Genomic DNA, 16,863 nt, shown 5'->3' with positions numbered 1-16,863 from the left:
AATATATTTTCGGAGGTTCGTTCTATGGGTAAAACTTGCGGCAGTTCTTGTGAGAGCAAGAAAAGCACATGCGGTTCAAAGAATGCTGCTGTTGCGCAACAGGATGTGGCGATCGCCACCTCTCTTGGCAGGATCAAGAATAAAATTCTCGTGATGAGCGGCAAAGGGGGGGTCGGCAAGAGCACGGTCTCGACAAATCTCGCCCTGGGTCTTGCCGAGCGCGGGTATAAAGTCGGGCTCATGGATGTTGACCTGCACGGCCCCGATATCTGCAGGATGCTTAATCTCACTGCCAGACTTTCCGATATGGAAAAATCCGGAGGGCTTGTGCCTCCCATGTCTTACGGGAAAAATCTCAAGGTTATTTCTCTTGAATATATGATGGAAAATCGCGATGATCCGATCATCTGGCGTGGTCCGTTGAAGATCCAGGCGATACGACAGTTCATTGCAGATCTGGACTGGGGAGAACTCGACTATTTGATCATCGATGCGCCCCCCGGGACCGGCGATGAGCCCCTGACCGTTGCCAACACCATCAAAGACGCTCAGGCGCTGGTCGTGACCACGCCCCAGGAAGTGGCGCTGGCCGATGTGCGAAAATCATTGAATTTCTGCAAACATGTCAAGATGAAAGTTCTCGGGCTGGTCGAGAACATGAGCGGACTTGTCTGCCCGCACTGCAATAAAACGGTGGATCTGTTCAAGAGCGGCGGCGGCCGCAAAACGGCGGATGACTTCAAGGTGCCTTTCCTCGGCAGTATTCCGCTTGATCCGAAGGTGGTGCTCGGAGGCGACTCCGGCAACCCCTATCTGGTTTCGCAGGCGGAAAGCCCGGCGATTCAGGCATTCAAAAATCTGGTCGATAATGTCGAGAAATCACGGGCAACATCCGTTTCGCTCGCTTCGGTAACGAAGGAATGCGGGTGCGGCAGCGGTGGGTGTGACCCGGCTACCTGTGATTGTTGAAAGTTTGTCACACATCCCGGATATGGCAACCTGAAGGGACAATAAAGTGAACCACAGAGAGCACAGAGACCACAGAGGTAATTGATGTGAAAAACTTTCTCTGTGTCCTCTGTGTCCTCTGTGATGATGAAAATGTTCCGGGTCGTGTGTGTTACTCGGAAGAAAAGAACTGAGGTGCGTAAATGAAGATTATATCGATGACGGTCGGGTCAATGTCTGTCTGCTGTTATCTTGTCTTCTGTGAGGAGACAAGGGAAGCGGTCATCATTGACCCGGGCGGAGACGAGAGCAGGGTGTTGGCCGAATGTAAAAAGCAGAAGGCAAGCGTCAAATATATCATCAACACCCACGGTCATCCCGATCATGTCTGCGGCAATGGCGCCATCAAAGAGGCGACCGGCGCGGAAATCGTGATTCATAAAAGCGATGCTGATTTTTTCGGCCAGCCGGAGGTCAAACAGTACTTTTCAATATTGGGACTCAAACCGTCACCTCCGCCGGACAGGATTGTTCAGGACGGTGACCTGATCAGTTTCGGCAACGAGCAGCTGCAGGTCATTCTCACGCCGGGCCATACTCCGGGAGGGATCTGCCTGTATAATGCGCCGAATCTTTTCACCGGCGACACCCTCTTTGTCGGAGGTGTGGGGAGAACCGATTTCCCGGGTGGCGACGGTAAAACCCTGTCCCGGGCGATCAGGGAGCGCCTGCTGGTTCTTCCCGACGAAACACGGGTCTGGCCCGGACACGGTTATGGAGGCTCGTCCTCGACAATTGGTGCGGAAAAAAAGAGCAATCCCTTTCTTGCCAATACCTTCTGGACAGAGGGCTGATCGAAAATGCGCGAAGTTGTTCTCGGCACCGCCGGTCATGTCGATCACGGCAAGACCAGCCTGGTAAAAGCGCTGACCGGTATTGATACCGATCGCCTGAAGGAAGAAAAGGCGCGGGGGATCACCATTGAACTCGGATTCGCCTACCTTGATCTGCCCTGCGGGCACCGCCTCGGCATCGTCGATGTGCCCGGACATGAAAAGTTTGTCCGCAATATGGTTGCCGGCGCAACGGGGATTGATATCGTGGCTTTCGTGATTGCCGCCGACGAGGGCATCATGCCCCAGACCAGTGAACATTTCGAAATCTGTCAACTCCTGGGCGTCCGGCGCGGAGTCATTGTCGTCACCAAAAAAGACATGGTGGAGCCGGAGTGGCTTGAGATGGTCCAGGAGGAGATCCGGGAGTACTTTGTCGGCAGTTTCCTGGAGGGGGCGCCGCTGGTCGCCGTATCGTCCGTTACCGGCGAGGGGATTGACCGGGTCAAGGAGGAGATTGACCGGCTGGTTGCCGCCAGCGATTTTTCCGAGGCTTTCGGGCCCTTCAGAATGCCGGTCGATCGGGTGTTTTCCGTCAAGGGTTTCGGGGTCGTGGTGACCGGGACTTCCATTTCCGGGCGGCTCGCGGTGGGTGATGAAGTGAAGTTCTATCCGGGCGGTCAGGCAGGTCGCGTCCGGGGGATTCAGGTCCACTCCGATGATGCCAAGCAGGTGGAGGCCGGCAAGAGGACCGCAATCAATGTGCAGGGCGTTGATCGGGAGTCTGTCAGCCGGGGCAACGTTCTTGCCAGTGCGGGCTGCCTTGATCCGTCATACATCATGGACGCCGAGTTTATCTATCTCTCCTCAAATCCGAAAGAACTCAAGAACAGATCAAGAGTCAGAATTCATATCGGGACCGCGGAAATTATGGGGCGAATCGTTCTGCTGGATGATGAGAAGCTGGCCCCGGGTTCGGTTGCCAATGTGCAGTTATTGTTTGAGGAGCCTGCCTCCGCCTGGGCCGACGATCATTATGTGGTGCGCAGCTATTCTCCGGTGTATACCATCGGCGGTGGCAGGATATTCAACAGCAGGGCGTTCAAGAAAAAGCGTTTCCGAGAGGCGAATCAGGAAATTTTCCGCGTTTATCGGGAAGGTGAGATCGAAGATCGGATTCTCCAGCATGTGCGGGAGGCGGGCATCGCCGGTTTGACTCCTGATGATCTGTCGGTCAGGATCGGGCTGTTCGGCAAAAAAATGGCCAAGATTCTTGATGCACCGATCTCGGCCAGAAAACTGATCATGATCGACAGTGACCGGAAAAGGATGGTTGAGGGTGGTGTCTATGAAGAGCAACTTGTAAAAGTGTGCGCGATCGTTGAGGAATTCCACCGGAACAACCCCCTGAAACCAGGAATACCGAAAGAAGAGCTGCGCAATAAACTTTCTGCCAATGAAAACCTGAAGCTCTTTCATTCCCTGCTGAATGATCTGGTCAGAAAGGGGAGGTTGAGCCAGGATGAGGCGGTGGTGAAGGTTGCCGGCCATGAAGTTTCCACCGAGGGCGATACCGGTGAACTGAAGGAAACAATGGCTGCTTTCTATCTTGCGGCAGGGCTTTCTGCGCCAACGGTGAAAGAGCTGCGGGAAAAATTCAAAGGCAGCTCCGAGACCCTGGTGAAAGGGGTTCTTGACCTCCTGGTGCGGGAAGAGGTTGTCTGCAAAATCAGTGAAGATCTCTTCTATCACTCGCAAGTCATAAACAAAATCAAGGAAGATCTGGTGAAAGTAATCCGGGAGAACGGTGAAATCGATGCCCAGGGCTTTAAAAACCTGACCGGCCTGTCCAGGAAGTTCTCCATCCCCCTTCTCGAATTTTTCGACCGCGCCAAGATCACCCTGCGGGTCGGCGACAAAAGAATCCTGCGGGAACGCCAGAAGCAATAAGCAACCCCCCTGTAGGAGCGACCTCCCGGTCGCGAACAAGAAGGCGGGGTAATTTCCTGATTTGCCGGGAGCCGCCATGGGCATATCGCGGCCGGGAGGCCGCTCCCACAAAAAAAATCTGCTCCCACAACAATTTCTGCTCCCGCAAACAATTTCCACCCCTGTTGGAGCGACCTCCCGGTCGCGAACCGTCCTCGGACCTCCAGGACTGGGACACCGACAGGGGGGGCGGGCTCGTTTGGTAACAAAAGATTGCCTTTATGGCTGCCTGGTATTACAATTATCGCATAACGGTAATACAGGGAGGCCCTTATGACAACAACCACGGCAACGATCAAAGGCCAGGTCACCATCCCGGTCGGACTCAGAAAAAAACTGAACATTCATCAGGGGACCCGCCTGAAAGTGATGGAGAAAAACGGCCTGATCATTATGGAGCCCCTTCCCGACGATCTGATCCTGGCCGGGCGCGGCATGCTGAAAACCAAGGGCGGGGCGCTCAGGAGTCTGCTGGCTGACCGGGAAGCAGAGGCGGAAAAATGAAAACCTATGTCTTTGACAGTTATGCAATCCTCGCCTTTCTGGAAGATGAGCCCTGCGCCGGCATGGTAGAGAAAGCCCTGCGGGAGGTTTTGCAGGGTAAAGCGAGAGGGGCGCTCTGCATGATCAATTGGGGCGAGATCTACTACATCGTCATGCGGGAGCAGGGAGTTGAAAAAGCCGGGGAAGTTGTGGCGTTACTCGATCAATACCCCCTTGAACTGATCTCTGCGGACCGGGGCCTGACCCTTGCCGCTGCAACTTTCAAGGGCAAATATAAGGTTGCCTATGCGGATTGTTTTGCCGCCGCTCTCGGCCAACAACTCAATGCCACTGTTCTCACCGGGGATCCGGAATTCAAACAACTGGAGAATGAAGTGAAAATCCTCTGGCTTCCCTGAAGCTGCCAGGCGTTAATTTTCTACCCCCCACATGGCAATCAACCCTGATCCGTGGGAGCGACCTCCCGGTCGCGAACAAGAAGGCGGGGAGACACTTGGTTTGCCGGGAGCCGCCATGGGCATTCGCGGCCGGGAGGCCGCTCCCACAGTGGGTCCCACAGGGTGCTCCAATAAGGTGGCTTTAACTCCCGTTGGAGCGACCTCCCGGTCGCGAAAATTGGCCAGGAGCCATGGAAAACCAAGGGCATTTCGCGGCCGGGAGGCCGCTCCCACAAAAAAATCTGTTCCCACAAAAAAAAATCTGTTCCCACAACAATTTCTGCTCCCACAGGGCAATTAAGATTGATTGGGGCATTATCCATTCCGGATGGCTTGACTTTGCTTGCCAACACCTGCCGCCCGGTCTATATTGGTCTGAAGATTTTTAATGGCGGGAGGTGATGTGGTGGGTTTCAGGGAAACGATCAGGAGTAAGCGCGGCGAGATCATTGCAATCTCGAAACATTATGGCGCGGGCAATGTCCGCCTCTTCGGTTCCGTGGCTCGTGGTGTGGAGAACAAGGACAGCGATGTTGATTTTCTGGTTGAGCTGGAAAAGGGACGCAGCCTGTTTGACCTCGGGGGGCTGGCCTTTGATCTGCAGGAATTGCTGGGTAGAAGGGTTGATGTGGTCACTGAAAAGGGGTTGCACTGGTATATAAAAGATAGAATCCTGGCGGAGGCGGAGCCGATATGAAAGATGACGGCCTCTATCTGGTTCATTTACCCTTCGGATATAAGTTTCGTATGAGCAGACAAGCTGCTCAACTCAGCTATATCCGGGAATGTATAGAAAAAATAGAAAGTTATACCCGTGATCTCGACTATTCCGGGTTCTGCGAAACGCCGTTGATTCAGGACGCGGTTTTGAGAAACCTGCAGATAATGACCGAGTCCACGCAAAGGCTTTCAGAGAGTTTCAGAAAAAATCATCCGGATGTCGAATGGCGGAAAATTTCCGGCCTGCGCAATATTCTGGTGCATGATTATCTGGGAATTGATCTTGAGACTGTCTGGAATATCCTGGCCGGTGATCTTCAGGATTTGAAGAAAGTTCTGCCGGCGCCCTGATTCGGCAATCTGCAATTTATGGTGATATGCCACATCCCAGGCCCAAGCGTGGATTGACAGAGCAAGAGGTTTTCCAAACAGTCCCGCGGGCTCTTTCTCGCTTGCCGGCAAAATCATCCTCCCCGATAATCAACACATTCAATCGGTAAAAAATCATCGCCGGAATCAGTGGAAATACCGGAGGCCTCAAGGCATTCCAGACCAGAAGGCTCGACAAGCTGGCCGGTCGGAAGATGGACCCGGACAGTATTGTCAGCCCGGAGGTCGCCAGGGAGATGGCGGGGTTGTCGCGAGAGCTTGGCCGTCAGGTCGCAATTCTGGTCGATCGGGCGGGCAGGGTGGAAACGGTCATCGTCGGCGATCACCGGCAGATCCTGATCCCCGCTCTTGCCAAGGCGCGGGCCGGAGAGGGGAGATTGCGCGGGTTGCGTTGTATCCATACTCACCTGAAGCAGGAAGATCTTACCGGGGATGATTTTATGGATCTTCTCTTTCTCAGGCTCGATCTGATGGCCGTCATCAAGGTTGATGGTGACGGTCTGCCGGTTGAGCTTTCTGCCGCACATCTTGTGCCCTCGCCGGTCAACGGCAATAACTGGCAGCTTCTGCCGCCGGTCCATCCCGGGCATCAGCCGAATAATTTTCTGGCGCTGATCGGCGCTCTTGAGGAGGAGTTTTCCCGTTTCAGGCCGATCAGGGAAGTGGAGAAGGGCAAGGATCGGGCGATTCTGGTCAGTGTCACGACTCTCAATCCTGCGCTGGCAGCCGAGTCGATCAGCGAGCTTGAGGAATTGGCCCGGGCTGCGGATGTGATCGTTCTCGACCGGGTCATTCAGCGGCCGAAAAAGATGAATCCACGGCTGATCATGGGCAAGGGGAAACTTGGGGAGATTATTTTGAAGGCCCTGACCCTGAACGCGAATCTCCTGATCTTCGATCAGGAACTGAACCCCTCGCAGATCCGTTCCATCACCGATCATACCGAGATGCGGGTCATCGACCGGACCCAGTTGATCCTGGATATTTTCGCCAGGCGCGCCTTGAGCCGGGAAGGGCGGCTCCAGGTCGAGATGGCGCAGCTGAAATACATGCTTCCCCGCCTGGGGACGCGTGATGACGCGCTGTCCAGGCTCACCGGTGGCATCGGGGCCAGAGGGCCGGGCGAAACCAAACTCGAAATCGATCGGCGGCGGATTCAGGAGCGGCTGGGAAAACTTGCCGACCGACTGAAACAGGTCAGCCGGGAGCGCCAGCAGAGGCGTTCCAAACGACGGAAGCGGGATCTGCCGGTCCTTTCTCTGGTGGGCTATACCAATGCCGGTAAATCGACTCTCTTGAACTCGCTCACCAGCAGCAAGATCGTCGCCGAAGACAAACTGTTTGCCACCCTCGATCCCACCAGCCGCAGGCTTCGGTTCCCCAGGGATATTGAGGTTATCATCACCGACACCGTAGGTTTTATTAAAAATCTGCCGGATGAATTGCTCCAGTCCTTCAAGTCCACCCTTGAGGAATTGCAGGAGGCGGATATTCTGGTCCATGTGGTTGATGTGAGCAGCCCCGCATTCCGTCAGCAGTTAAATGTCGTAGAAGAATTGCTGAAAGAGCTGGAACTTGATAGAATCCCCTGTCTTACCGTGTTCAACAAGATGGACCTGATTGACGGATCCGAAGCGGCCGCTCTGGCCCGTCAGTATCAGGCGGTCCTGATCAGCGCCAAAGATCCTTCGACCTTTGACGGATTCCTTGAAGCGGCGCAGCAGATGGTGGTGAAAAGGCTGGTCTGAGGTTGTTGGATCTTGGATATTCAGAGAAAACCTGTTTAAAGTCATGAAAATTTATAAATATTTAACATATCCATTTGTCTTTTTTGTTACCCTCGCCCTCTTCGCAGGTGAGCTTTGCGCTGCCGGAGAAGCGCGGATAAAAGATGTCGTCGTCAGTAACTCCAGTTCCGATCTGCTTCTGTATCTTGAGATCGACAACGCTTTTCGGCCCGACATGGAGGAAGGACTGCTGAATGGCATTCCGGCAACGTTCACCTTTTATGTCAACCTCAAGGAGGTCCGGGCCGGGAGAACAAGCGAGGAGCTGGTTTCGCTCTCTTTCGAGCACACCCTCTCCTACGACACCCTGAAACAGCAGTTTGTGCTGGAATACTCGGAAACCGGTTCCAGCGCCGTGATCTCTGATCTCTCCGAAGCGAAAACCCTGATGGCCGGAGTGAACGGACTCAAAGTGATTCCTCTCGCGCAACTGAAACGGGGCGGACAATACTTTCTGGAAGTAAAGGCCCGCCTGCAGCGAAAGAGCCTGCCGTTTTTCATCCATTACCTTGTTCCCTTCTGGAGTCTGAGGGATTACGAAACAGACTGGCATTATGTTGAATTCAGAAACTGAGATGAACCGGACCCAGTACCTGATCCAGCGCGACGTCAGAAAGCGGCGCCGGATCTGGCTCGCGATTGTGGCCTGCCTCTGTTTCCTGCCGGTCCTGACCTATATTGAGACCAGGTTTTCCGGCCTTGGCGAAGTTCCTTTCCCGGTCAGCGGCAACGTGCTGGTTTTCACGATCATCAATATCAACGTTCTCCTGTTGCTGCTTGTGGTGTTCCTGGTCCTGCGCAACCTGGTCCAGATGGTTTTTGAAAGACGCAAGAATATCCTCGGCAGCAGATTGCGGAGCAAGATGGTTGTCTCGTTTGTTTCCCTGTCGCTTGTCCCCACCGGGCTTCTCTTTTTCATTTCCCTGCAGTTCGTCTCAACCAGTATGGACTACTGGTTCAATATCAAGGTTGAACGTTCGCTGCAGGAATCGTTGAATATTGCTCGGGACGTTTATGACAAGGCCAAGGAGCAGGTCAGGGTGCAGGGCGGTTCGATCGCGGTGCGTCTCGAGTCCCAGATCTACCAGCAATTGATCGCGCAGCACCTCGATCTTTTCCTGAAGGACATTTCCGAGAGTCATGGGCTTACCGGACTCGAACTCCTCTCCGACCAGAGATTGCCGCTGGTCAGAGTGTTTGCCAAAGGAATCGAAAAGGACCGGGTTCCTGAGCTGCCACCCGATATGTTGCGCAAGGCGCTTGAAGGGGAAAAGGATCAGGTGGCGATCCAGGCCGTTGAGGCCGGAGAGCTGATCCGGGGGCTGATGCCGGTCACCCTTGGTCCGGAAACGGATAAACGCACCAATGTGCTGGTGACATCGCTTCTGATTCCGAGGGAGCGTCTTCAGGCCATGAACGTCATCTCGGGCGGTCTCGAAGGGTACCGTCAGCTGATGATCCTGAAAAACCCGCTGAAAACGAGTCTGCTGGTAGTGCTGCTGATCGTGACCCTGCTGATCGTCTTCAGTGCGGTCTGGTTCGGTTTTTATGTGGCGAGGGGACTCACCGGCCCTATCGACAAGCTTGCCGAGGCAACACGACGGGTTGCCGACGGGTACCTTGATTTTGTCGTGGAGAAGGAATCCGGAGACGAGATGGGGACGCTGGTTGACTCTTTCAACCATATGACCCGCGACCTCCTGATCAGCAAGCGGCAGCTTGAAATGGTCAATCTTGCCCTGCAGGACAGTTATCTTGAACTTGAAACCCGACAGCAGTATACGGAAACGATTCTCCAGAATGTTGCGGCGGGAGTCATCTCCCTTGATGAATCCGGCAAGGTGACCACCATCAACCGTTTCGCCGAGGAACTGCTGAAGATAGAACGACACAAGTTCGTCGGCAAGGATTACCGGGCGCTGCTCCGGCCGGATCATCAGGAGATCATTCAAGGGCTGTTCAAGGAACTTGTCGCCTCGGGAAAAACCACGATCCAGCGACCCATCCGGATCAGTTTTGATGAAGAGACCTTCTCTCTGCGGGTCAATCTTACCCAGTTGAAGGATGAGAATAATCGGAACCTGGGAATCGTGCTGGTGTTCGACAATCTCACCGAACTTGAAAAAGCGCAGCGGATGGCGGCCTGGCGTGAGGTGGCGCGGCGTATCGCCCATGAAGTCAAGAATCCCCTGACCCCGATCCAGCTTTCGGCCCAGCGTCTTCGGAAAAGATATCTTGAGAAGCTCGCCGGTGAAGGGGACGTCTTTGACAGTTGCACCAGGACCATTGTCAATCAGGTTGATGAGCTGAAGAGACTGGTCAGCGAATTCTCAAGCTTTGCCAGGATGCCGGCGGTGCAGAAAAGCATGAATAATCTTCGGGAGATGGCCCGGGAAGTCTTTGTCTTCTATCAGGAGGCACACAAGGATATTGCTTTCGACTTCATTTGTCATTCCGAGCCGCCGGTGTTTTCCTTTGACCAGAAACAGTTGAAGAGGGCTCTGATCAACCTGATGGATAATGCGGTCGCGGCAGTTCCCCCTGCAGACGGCAGAATCGAAATTGAGATCAGTTATGACAGTAAGGACAACCATGCGTTTCTCTCGGTCGCCGATAATGGCAAGGGGGTTCCGGATGAGGACAAACTCCGCCTTTTTGAGCCCTATTTTTCCACCAAGAAGAGCGGCACCGGGCTTGGGCTTGCCATTTCCAGCACCATTGTTTCCGATCACGACGGGTATATCCGGGTCAGGGACAATGAGCCGGTGGGGTCCCGGTTTGTCATTGAATTGCCGGTGGTCAAAGGATGAAGAGTGGTTGCTCTCTTCGGATATAAGTCTGGTGCGAGCAGACGAGCTGCTCGACTTTAGCTTTACACCCTTCGGGTATAAGTTTCGTACGAGCAGACGAGCTGCTCAACTCAGCTTTGCACCCTTCGGGTATAAGTTTCGTACGAGCAGACGAGCTGCTCAACTCAGCTTTATGATGATGTGAGAACGGTAACTGAAAAGTTCAAGGATTAAATGGCATAACATGGCAGAGAAAATACTGATTGTTGACGATGAAAAAAGCATTCTCGAATCACTCGAAGGAATCCTGACGGATGAGGGATTTTCCACCGTAATCAGCGACTCGGCGGAAGAGGGGCTCAAGATTATCGATACCGAGCAGATTGATCTGGTGCTCCTCGATATCTGGATGCCTGGCATGGACGGCCTTACTGCGCTGGAAGAGATCAAGCAGAGGGAGCCGCTTCTTCCCGTGATCATGATATCCGGGCATGGCAGTATCGAAACCGCTGTCCGGGCAACGAAATTGGGAGCCTTTGATTTTATCGAAAAGCCTCCTTCATACGACAAGATTGTGGTTGCGGTCAAAAACGGCCTGCGGATGTCGCATCTTGCCGAAGAAAACGAGATCCTTCGCGCAAAGAGCCGGGCGAAACCGCGCCTGACCGGAAACTCCCAGGCGGTGAAGGAGCTTAAAAAGCAGATCGAGAAAGTCGCTCCCACCTCCTCATGGGTTCTGATCCACGGTGAACACGGCACCGGCAAAGAGGTGGTCGCCCAGGCAATTCACCAGATGTCCGCCTATGCCGACAAGCCGATGGTTGAGCTGAACTGTGCGGCAATCCCGGAAGAGCTGATCGAAAGTGAACTGTTCGGTCATGAAAAGGGGGCCTTCACCGGGGCTGCGGCAAGCCGTCGCGGTAAATTCGATCAGGCGGACGGCGGGATGCTCTTCCTTGACGAGATCGGGGACATGAGTATCAAAACCCAGGCGAAGATTCTGCGGATCCTTCAGGAGCAGAAGTTTGAGAGGGTCGGCGGCGGTAAGACCATCTCCGTTGAGGTCAGGGTGCTGGCCGCCACCAATAAGGATCTGGAGAAGGAGATCGAAAAGGGGAATTTTCGCGCCGATCTTTTCTACCGGCTGAACGTTGTTCCGATCGAAGTGCCCCCGTTGCGGGAGAGGGCTTCGGACATTCCCCAGCTGGTCGATGAGTTCCTGGCGATTATGGCCCGAAAGGGGCTCGGAGAGAAGAAGATGGCTCCCGATGCCCTGAAGAGTCTGCAGGCACATAGCTGGCCGGGAAATGTACGTGAACTGCGGAATTTTGTTGAGCGGGCGGTTATCATGACCTCGGGAGAAATGATCTCGGGAATGGAAGTGGACTCGCTTCTCGCCCCCCCGGAGATGTCGGCGGCAACCGATAACGGAGACGACACCGGAGATTTTACCCTTGACAGCAACTTCAGGGAGGCCAGGAAGAAATTTGAAAAGGAATATCTTGAAACCCGTCTTGCGGCCAACAACGGGAACATCAGCAAGACCTCCGAGGAGATCGGGCTTGAACGCAGTCATCTCCATAAAAAGTTGAAGAACCTTGGCATTGTCAGTTGAGCGTAAAAGAGATGATGCTCGGGATTGATCGGTGAACCTATGGTAAAAAACAGCCTCCCCAGCCAGAAAGAACTCGAAAAAGAGATCAGCGACTATCTGTCTGAGAAGTACGGCAGCAATGTCAAGATTATCTCAACGGGAATGTTTCCCGAGCCGGCCCGGCAGCAGGAGGATTCTCCGCCGAAGGTAATTGCCGATGACGATGAGATCTTCAAGTTCCGGATCAGGCCCGAGGAACTCGTTGCCTATCTTGACGAGTATGTCATCCGCCAGGATGAGGCGAAGGCGGTTCTGGCCACTAAAATTTGCACCCATTTCAACAGAATCCGTTATGCCATGGAAAATGGCGGGCTTGATCGCCAGAGTGTCGGCCAGGTGAAAAGCAATGTCCTTCTGATCGGACCCACCGGGGTCGGCAAGACTTTTCTGATCAAGCTCATTGCCCGGAAACTGGGGGTCCCGTTCGTGAAGGGTGACGCCACCAAGTTCAGTGAAACCGGATATGTCGGGGGGGATGTTGAGGACCTGGTCCGGGATCTGGCCAGGCAGGCGGACGGCGATCTCGAAAAGGCGAGATTCGGCATTATCTATGTCGATGAGATCGACAAGATCGCGGCCAGTCCGAATCGCATCGGTCATGATGTCTCCAGGACCGGGGTGCAGAGGGCGCTCCTGAAACCCATGGAGGATACCGATGTTGATCTGAAGGTTCCCCACGATCCCATCTCCCAGCTCGAGGCCATGGAATATTACCGGACCCATGGCAAGAGAGAAAAGTTGTCGGTCAACACCAAGAATATCCTCTTTATCATGAGCGGGGCCTTCAATACCCTGGATGAAATAGTCAGAAAACGGGTCGGGAAACAATCGATAGGTTTTGAGAGCACGGTCACCTCCAGGAAGGATGATGCCCGGTTTCTGAAGCAGGTCAAGGCCGAAGACCTGATCGAGTTCGGTTTCGAGAGCGAGTTCGTCGGTCGTCTGCCGGTGGTTACGGTGCTGGATCAGTTGAGCGAGGAAGATCTTTTTCAGGTTCTGATGAACCCGAACAGTGCGGTGGTGGTCGGCAAGAAGCAGGATTTCAGATCATACGGGATAAAAGTCATTTTCGAAGAGGAGGCGTTGCGCGAGATTGCCGCGATGGCGGTTGGTGAGAAAACCGGCGCCCGTGGGCTCTTAAGTGTGATGGAAAAGATCATGCTGCCCTTCGAGAAGAAGCTGCCCTCCACCGATATCAATTTTCTGGTGGTGTCGGCGCAAATGGTGAAGGACCCGAAGGGTTCTTTGGCTGCCCTTCTTGGTGATCCTGACCTGAAAGCTTCCCACCGGGAACGCTACCAGGTTCTGGCCGCGGCGGAGTATGACAAGCTTGTTGCTTTTCTCAAAGCCTCCCGCGCGGACTGTTTCCTCCGGCCGGAGATTTCCGTTTCAGAGGAAAGATTCAGGATTATGGCCAGAATGTGCCAGAACGACAACCTTGATTCCAACGACGCCTGCGAGATGCTCTTGGATCTGGTCAGCTATATCTGGGAGTGTGAAGGGGAATACAGTCATGACGGCTTTTCCGTCTCTTTCAGCGAGGAGGCCATCGATAGAATTCTTGCCCGATTGCCGAGGAACAGAAAGGCGGTGAAGGCAATCTGCGACGGGGTTGTCAAAACCTGTGAGTACGGGCTGAGGCTGTTGAGCCAGAAGAAGGATGTCCATGAAGTCGTGATCCCCGCCGAGGGGATCGATGATCCGGAGAAATTTATCAACGCGCTTGTTGAAAATAAATTCAAATTGTAAGAGACTGTGCCCTCTGTGGTAACCTTTTAAAGCAACTGCATATCTAAAGGAGATTTGATATGGTCTTTCCAGAATACCGGCCGCGCCGCCTCAGGAAGAATGAAGTGTTGAGGTCGCTGATCCGGGAAACAACCCTGTCCGCCGATCACCTGATCTATCCGCTGTTTATCCAGCCGGGCAAAAAGGTGAAGGATGAAGTGAGTTCGATGCCGGGCGTCTTCCGTCTTTCGGTCGATCAGCTCGCTGCGGAGGCGAAGGAGTGCATGGCGCTCGGAGTCAACAATCTCATTCTCTTCGGGTTGCCGGAGAAAAAGGACGCGGTCGGGTCCGGCGCGCATGCCAAGGACGGCATCATCCAGAGGGCGATCAAAGAGCTGAAAAACAAGGCGCCTGAGATCAATGTGATCACCGATGTCTGCCTCTGTGAATATACCGATCACGGCCATTGCGGGATCATCATCGACAACGAGGTCGATAACGACTCGACCCTCGAGGTCCTGGCCCATACCGCGCTCTCCCATGTGGAAGCGGGCGCCGACATGGTGGCCCCGTCGGACATGATGGACGGTCGGGTGGCCGAGATCCGGGGCGCTCTCGACGAGCACAATTTCCATCATATCCCGATCATGTCGTATGCGGTAAAGTATGCCTCCTCTTTTTACGGACCGTTCCGTGACGCCGCCGATGGCGCCCCTCAGTTCGGTGACCGCCGCGGTTACCAGATGGACCCGGCCAACAAGCGGGAGGGGCTGCGAGAGGCGACCCTTGATGTCGAAGAGGGCGCCGATATCCTGATGGTCAAGCCGGCGGTCGCCTACCTTGATATCGTTGCCATGCTCCGCGAGGAGTTCGACCTGCCGATTGCCGCATACCATGTGAGCGGTGAGTACGCGATGATCAAGGCCGCCGCCGCCAACGGCTGGATCGACGGCGACAAGGTGATGTATGAAACCTTGCTCAGCATCCGGAGGGCGGGGGCGGACATTATCCTCACCTATTTTGCCAAGGAAGCGGCCCGGTACCTCAGGGAAAAGTGAAGGGTTAAGAGTGAAGAGTGAAGAGTTAAGAGTGAAAAATCGATAAACTCAACTTTCTGAGTTGGGTTAATCTCCCCGGTGATAAAGGGGTTTTGGCGATTTTTTTCGTACCCGTATTCCACATGAAGGCAGAAGCCAGGAGTCAGAAGCCAGGAGAAAAGCTTAAAGCTGAGTTGAGCAGCTTGTCCGCTCGTACGAAACTTATACCCCTCAAGGGGGTACTGAAGTGAGTCCCCGAAGGGTGAAAAAATCAGTCATTCCGGCTCCTGGCTCCTGGCTCCTAATCATGGAATGCCACCATGACTTGTGATCATTTTATGACAGCAAACCAATATCTTAAGACAAGTCAGAAAGTTGTATTTAATCCTATGGCGGAATTCAAATTCACCCCAACCTTTGACCTCGGTGAAGACAGGACCACGTACCGGCTCCTCCGCACGGAGGGGGTGTCGGTGCTGGAAGTCGGCGGGCGGCGGATTCTGCGGGTGGACCCTGATTGTCTGCGCGAGTTGGCCCGGCAGGCCTTTACCGATTCTGCCTTTTTTCTTCGCGCCTCGCATCTGGACCAGCTGGCAGCGATCGTCACCGATGGCGGGGCAACGGAGAATGACCGCTACGTCGCCAGAAATCTTCTGCATAACGCGATTTACTCGGCAGACGGCATCCTGCCGATGTGCCAGGACACCGGCACCGCGATCATTGTCGCCCGGAAAGGCGAACTGGTCTGGACCTCGGCCGACGACCGCGAACATCTTTCCCACGGCGTGTATGATGCGTTTACCCGGGAAAACCTCCGCTATTCGCAGATGGCGCCGCTGTCGATGTTTGAAGAGGTCAACACCGGCGATAACCTGCCGGCCCAGATCGATATCTATGCCTCGGAAGGGGATGAGTACCGGTTTCTTTTCATCGCCAAGGGCGGCGGTTCGGCCAACAAGACCTTTTTCTATCAGGAAACCAAATCTCTCTTAAATGTCGAGTCCCTGACCGCATTTTTGAAAGATAAACTGCCGACTCTAGGAACCGCTGCCTGCCCCCCCTACCATCTGGCGGTTGCGGTGGGCGGCACCTCCGCCGAAGCGAATCTCAAGGCGGTGAAGCTGGCTTCGGCCAGGTATTATGACAGTCTGCCGGTTTCCGGCTCTCCCGGAGGTCGTGCTTATCGCGATCTTGAGTGGGAGGAAAAGGTTCTGGAGATCGCAAAAAATACCGGGATCGGTGCCCAGTTCGGCGGCAGTCACTTCTGCCATGACGTGCGGGTGATCAGAATGCCCCGGCATGCCGCATCGAACCCGGTCAGTATCGCGGTGAGCTGCAGCGCCGACCGGAACATCAAGGGCAAGATCACCAAAGACGGGGTGTTCCTGGAGCAGCTCGACCGGAATCCGGGCCGATACGGGGAACTGGTGACCGGCGCTGCCAGTACTCCGGTCGGGATCAATCTTGACCGGCCGATGGCGGAGGTGCTTCACCAGCTGAGCGGGTATCCGGTCGGGACCCTGCTCCATCTTTCCGGAACCCTGGTGGTGGCGAGGGACATCGCCCATGCCCGGATCAGCAGCAACCTGAAAAAGGGGCAGCCGATGCCTTCTTATTTCAAGGATCACCCGGTCTACTATGCCGGACCGGCCAAAACCCCGCAGGGCATGGTGTCCGGCAGTTTCGGGCCGACCACCGCCGGCAGGATGGATGTGTATGTCGACCGGTTTCAGTCCCTCGGCGGATCGATGATCATGATCGCCAAGGGAAACCGGTCGAAACAGGTTTCTGAAGCATGCCGCCTGCATGGCGGATTTTATCTGGGTTCGGTCGGCGGGGCAGGGGCCTCGCTGGCCAAGGACTGCATCACTGATATCAAAGTGGTCGATTTTGAGGACCTGGGCATGGAAGCGGTCCGGATGATCCGGGTCAAAGATTTTCCGGCCTTTATTATCTGTGATGACAAGGGCAACGATCTCTTTGCCCGGATCGTTTGATTCCGTGCCCGGATCGACGTCCTGCAGCACATTATTCACTTTTTCGGACA

14 protein-coding genes are annotated in these 16,863 nt (G+C 54.5%); all 14 read left to right on the top strand.

The window, feature by feature from the left end:
• The first annotated feature begins 24 nt into the window (after positions 1–24).
• Positions 25–969: an Mrp/NBP35 family ATP-binding protein gene (locus KKG35_00805; GenBank protein ID MBU1736657.1), complete on the top strand. Its 945-nt coding sequence runs from the start codon at positions 25–27 to the stop codon at positions 967–969.
• Positions 970–1,151: 182 nt separating this feature from the next.
• Positions 1,152–1,802, top strand: a complete 651-nt coding sequence (locus KKG35_00800; protein ID MBU1736656.1) for an MBL fold metallo-hydrolase — start codon at positions 1,152–1,154, stop codon at positions 1,800–1,802.
• 6 nt (positions 1,803–1,808) lie between these two features.
• Positions 1,809–3,731, top strand: a complete 1,923-nt coding sequence (gene selB / locus KKG35_00795) for a selenocysteine-specific translation elongation factor (GenBank protein ID MBU1736655.1) — start codon at positions 1,809–1,811, stop codon at positions 3,729–3,731.
• 312 nt (positions 3,732–4,043) lie between these two features.
• Complete coding sequence (locus KKG35_00790; protein ID MBU1736654.1) at positions 4,044–4,274, top strand: AbrB/MazE/SpoVT family DNA-binding domain-containing protein; 231 nt, start codon at positions 4,044–4,046, stop codon at positions 4,272–4,274.
• Positions 4,271–4,672, top strand: a complete 402-nt coding sequence (locus tag KKG35_00785) for a type II toxin-antitoxin system VapC family toxin (protein MBU1736653.1) — start codon at positions 4,271–4,273, stop codon at positions 4,670–4,672. Before KKG35_00790 ends, KKG35_00785 begins: the two co-directional genes overlap by 4 nt.
• Positions 4,673–5,117: 445 nt before the next feature.
• Positions 5,118–5,408 (top strand): nucleotidyltransferase family protein, encoded by a 291-nt coding sequence (locus KKG35_00780; GenBank protein MBU1736652.1) that lies wholly within the window; start codon positions 5,118–5,120, stop codon positions 5,406–5,408.
• Between the two features lie 50 nt (positions 5,409–5,458).
• A complete protein-coding gene (locus KKG35_00775) occupies positions 5,459–5,782 on the top strand; it encodes a DUF86 domain-containing protein (GenBank protein MBU1736651.1) in 324 nt (107 codons plus the stop codon).
• Positions 5,783–6,015: 233 nt separating this feature from the next.
• Positions 6,016–7,569, top strand: a complete 1,554-nt coding sequence (gene hflX / locus KKG35_00770; GenBank protein ID MBU1736650.1) for a GTPase HflX — start codon at positions 6,016–6,018, stop codon at positions 7,567–7,569.
• A 43-nt stretch (positions 7,570–7,612) separates the two neighbouring features.
• A complete protein-coding gene (locus KKG35_00765; GenBank protein MBU1736649.1) occupies positions 7,613–8,182 on the top strand; it encodes a DUF4390 domain-containing protein in 570 nt (189 codons plus the stop codon).
• Positions 8,163–10,418 carry a HAMP domain-containing protein gene (locus KKG35_00760; protein ID MBU1736648.1) on the top strand — a complete coding sequence of 752 codons (2,256 nt, stop codon included), beginning with the start codon at positions 8,163–8,165 and terminating at the stop codon, positions 10,416–10,418. The genes KKG35_00765 and KKG35_00760 overlap by 20 nt, the downstream gene beginning before the upstream one ends.
• 223 nt (positions 10,419–10,641) lie before the next feature.
• The gene (locus KKG35_00755) at positions 10,642–12,012 is read left to right on the top strand and encodes a sigma-54 dependent transcriptional regulator (protein MBU1736647.1); all 1,371 of its coding nucleotides are present in this window, start codon (positions 10,642–10,644) and stop codon (positions 12,010–12,012) included.
• 39 nt (positions 12,013–12,051) lie between these two features.
• On the top strand, positions 12,052–13,800 hold the full coding sequence (locus tag KKG35_00750; protein MBU1736646.1) for an AAA family ATPase: 1,749 nt from the start codon (positions 12,052–12,054) through the stop codon (positions 13,798–13,800).
• Between the two features lie 59 nt (positions 13,801–13,859).
• Complete coding sequence (gene hemB, locus KKG35_00745) at positions 13,860–14,837, top strand: porphobilinogen synthase (protein MBU1736645.1); 978 nt, start codon at positions 13,860–13,862, stop codon at positions 14,835–14,837.
• Positions 14,838–15,205: 368 nt separating this feature from the next.
• Positions 15,206–16,813, top strand: coding sequence for a FumA C-terminus/TtdB family hydratase beta subunit (locus KKG35_00740; protein ID MBU1736644.1), 1,608 nt, complete (start codon positions 15,206–15,208; stop codon positions 16,811–16,813).
• Positions 16,814–16,863 lie beyond the last annotated feature (50 nt).

This window comes from Pseudomonadota bacterium (assembly GCA_018823285.1).
Taxonomy (GTDB): Bacteria; Desulfobacterota; Desulfobulbia; order Desulfobulbales; family JAGXFP01; genus JAHJIQ01.
This window is presented reverse-complemented; position numbering and strand designations above follow the sequence as displayed.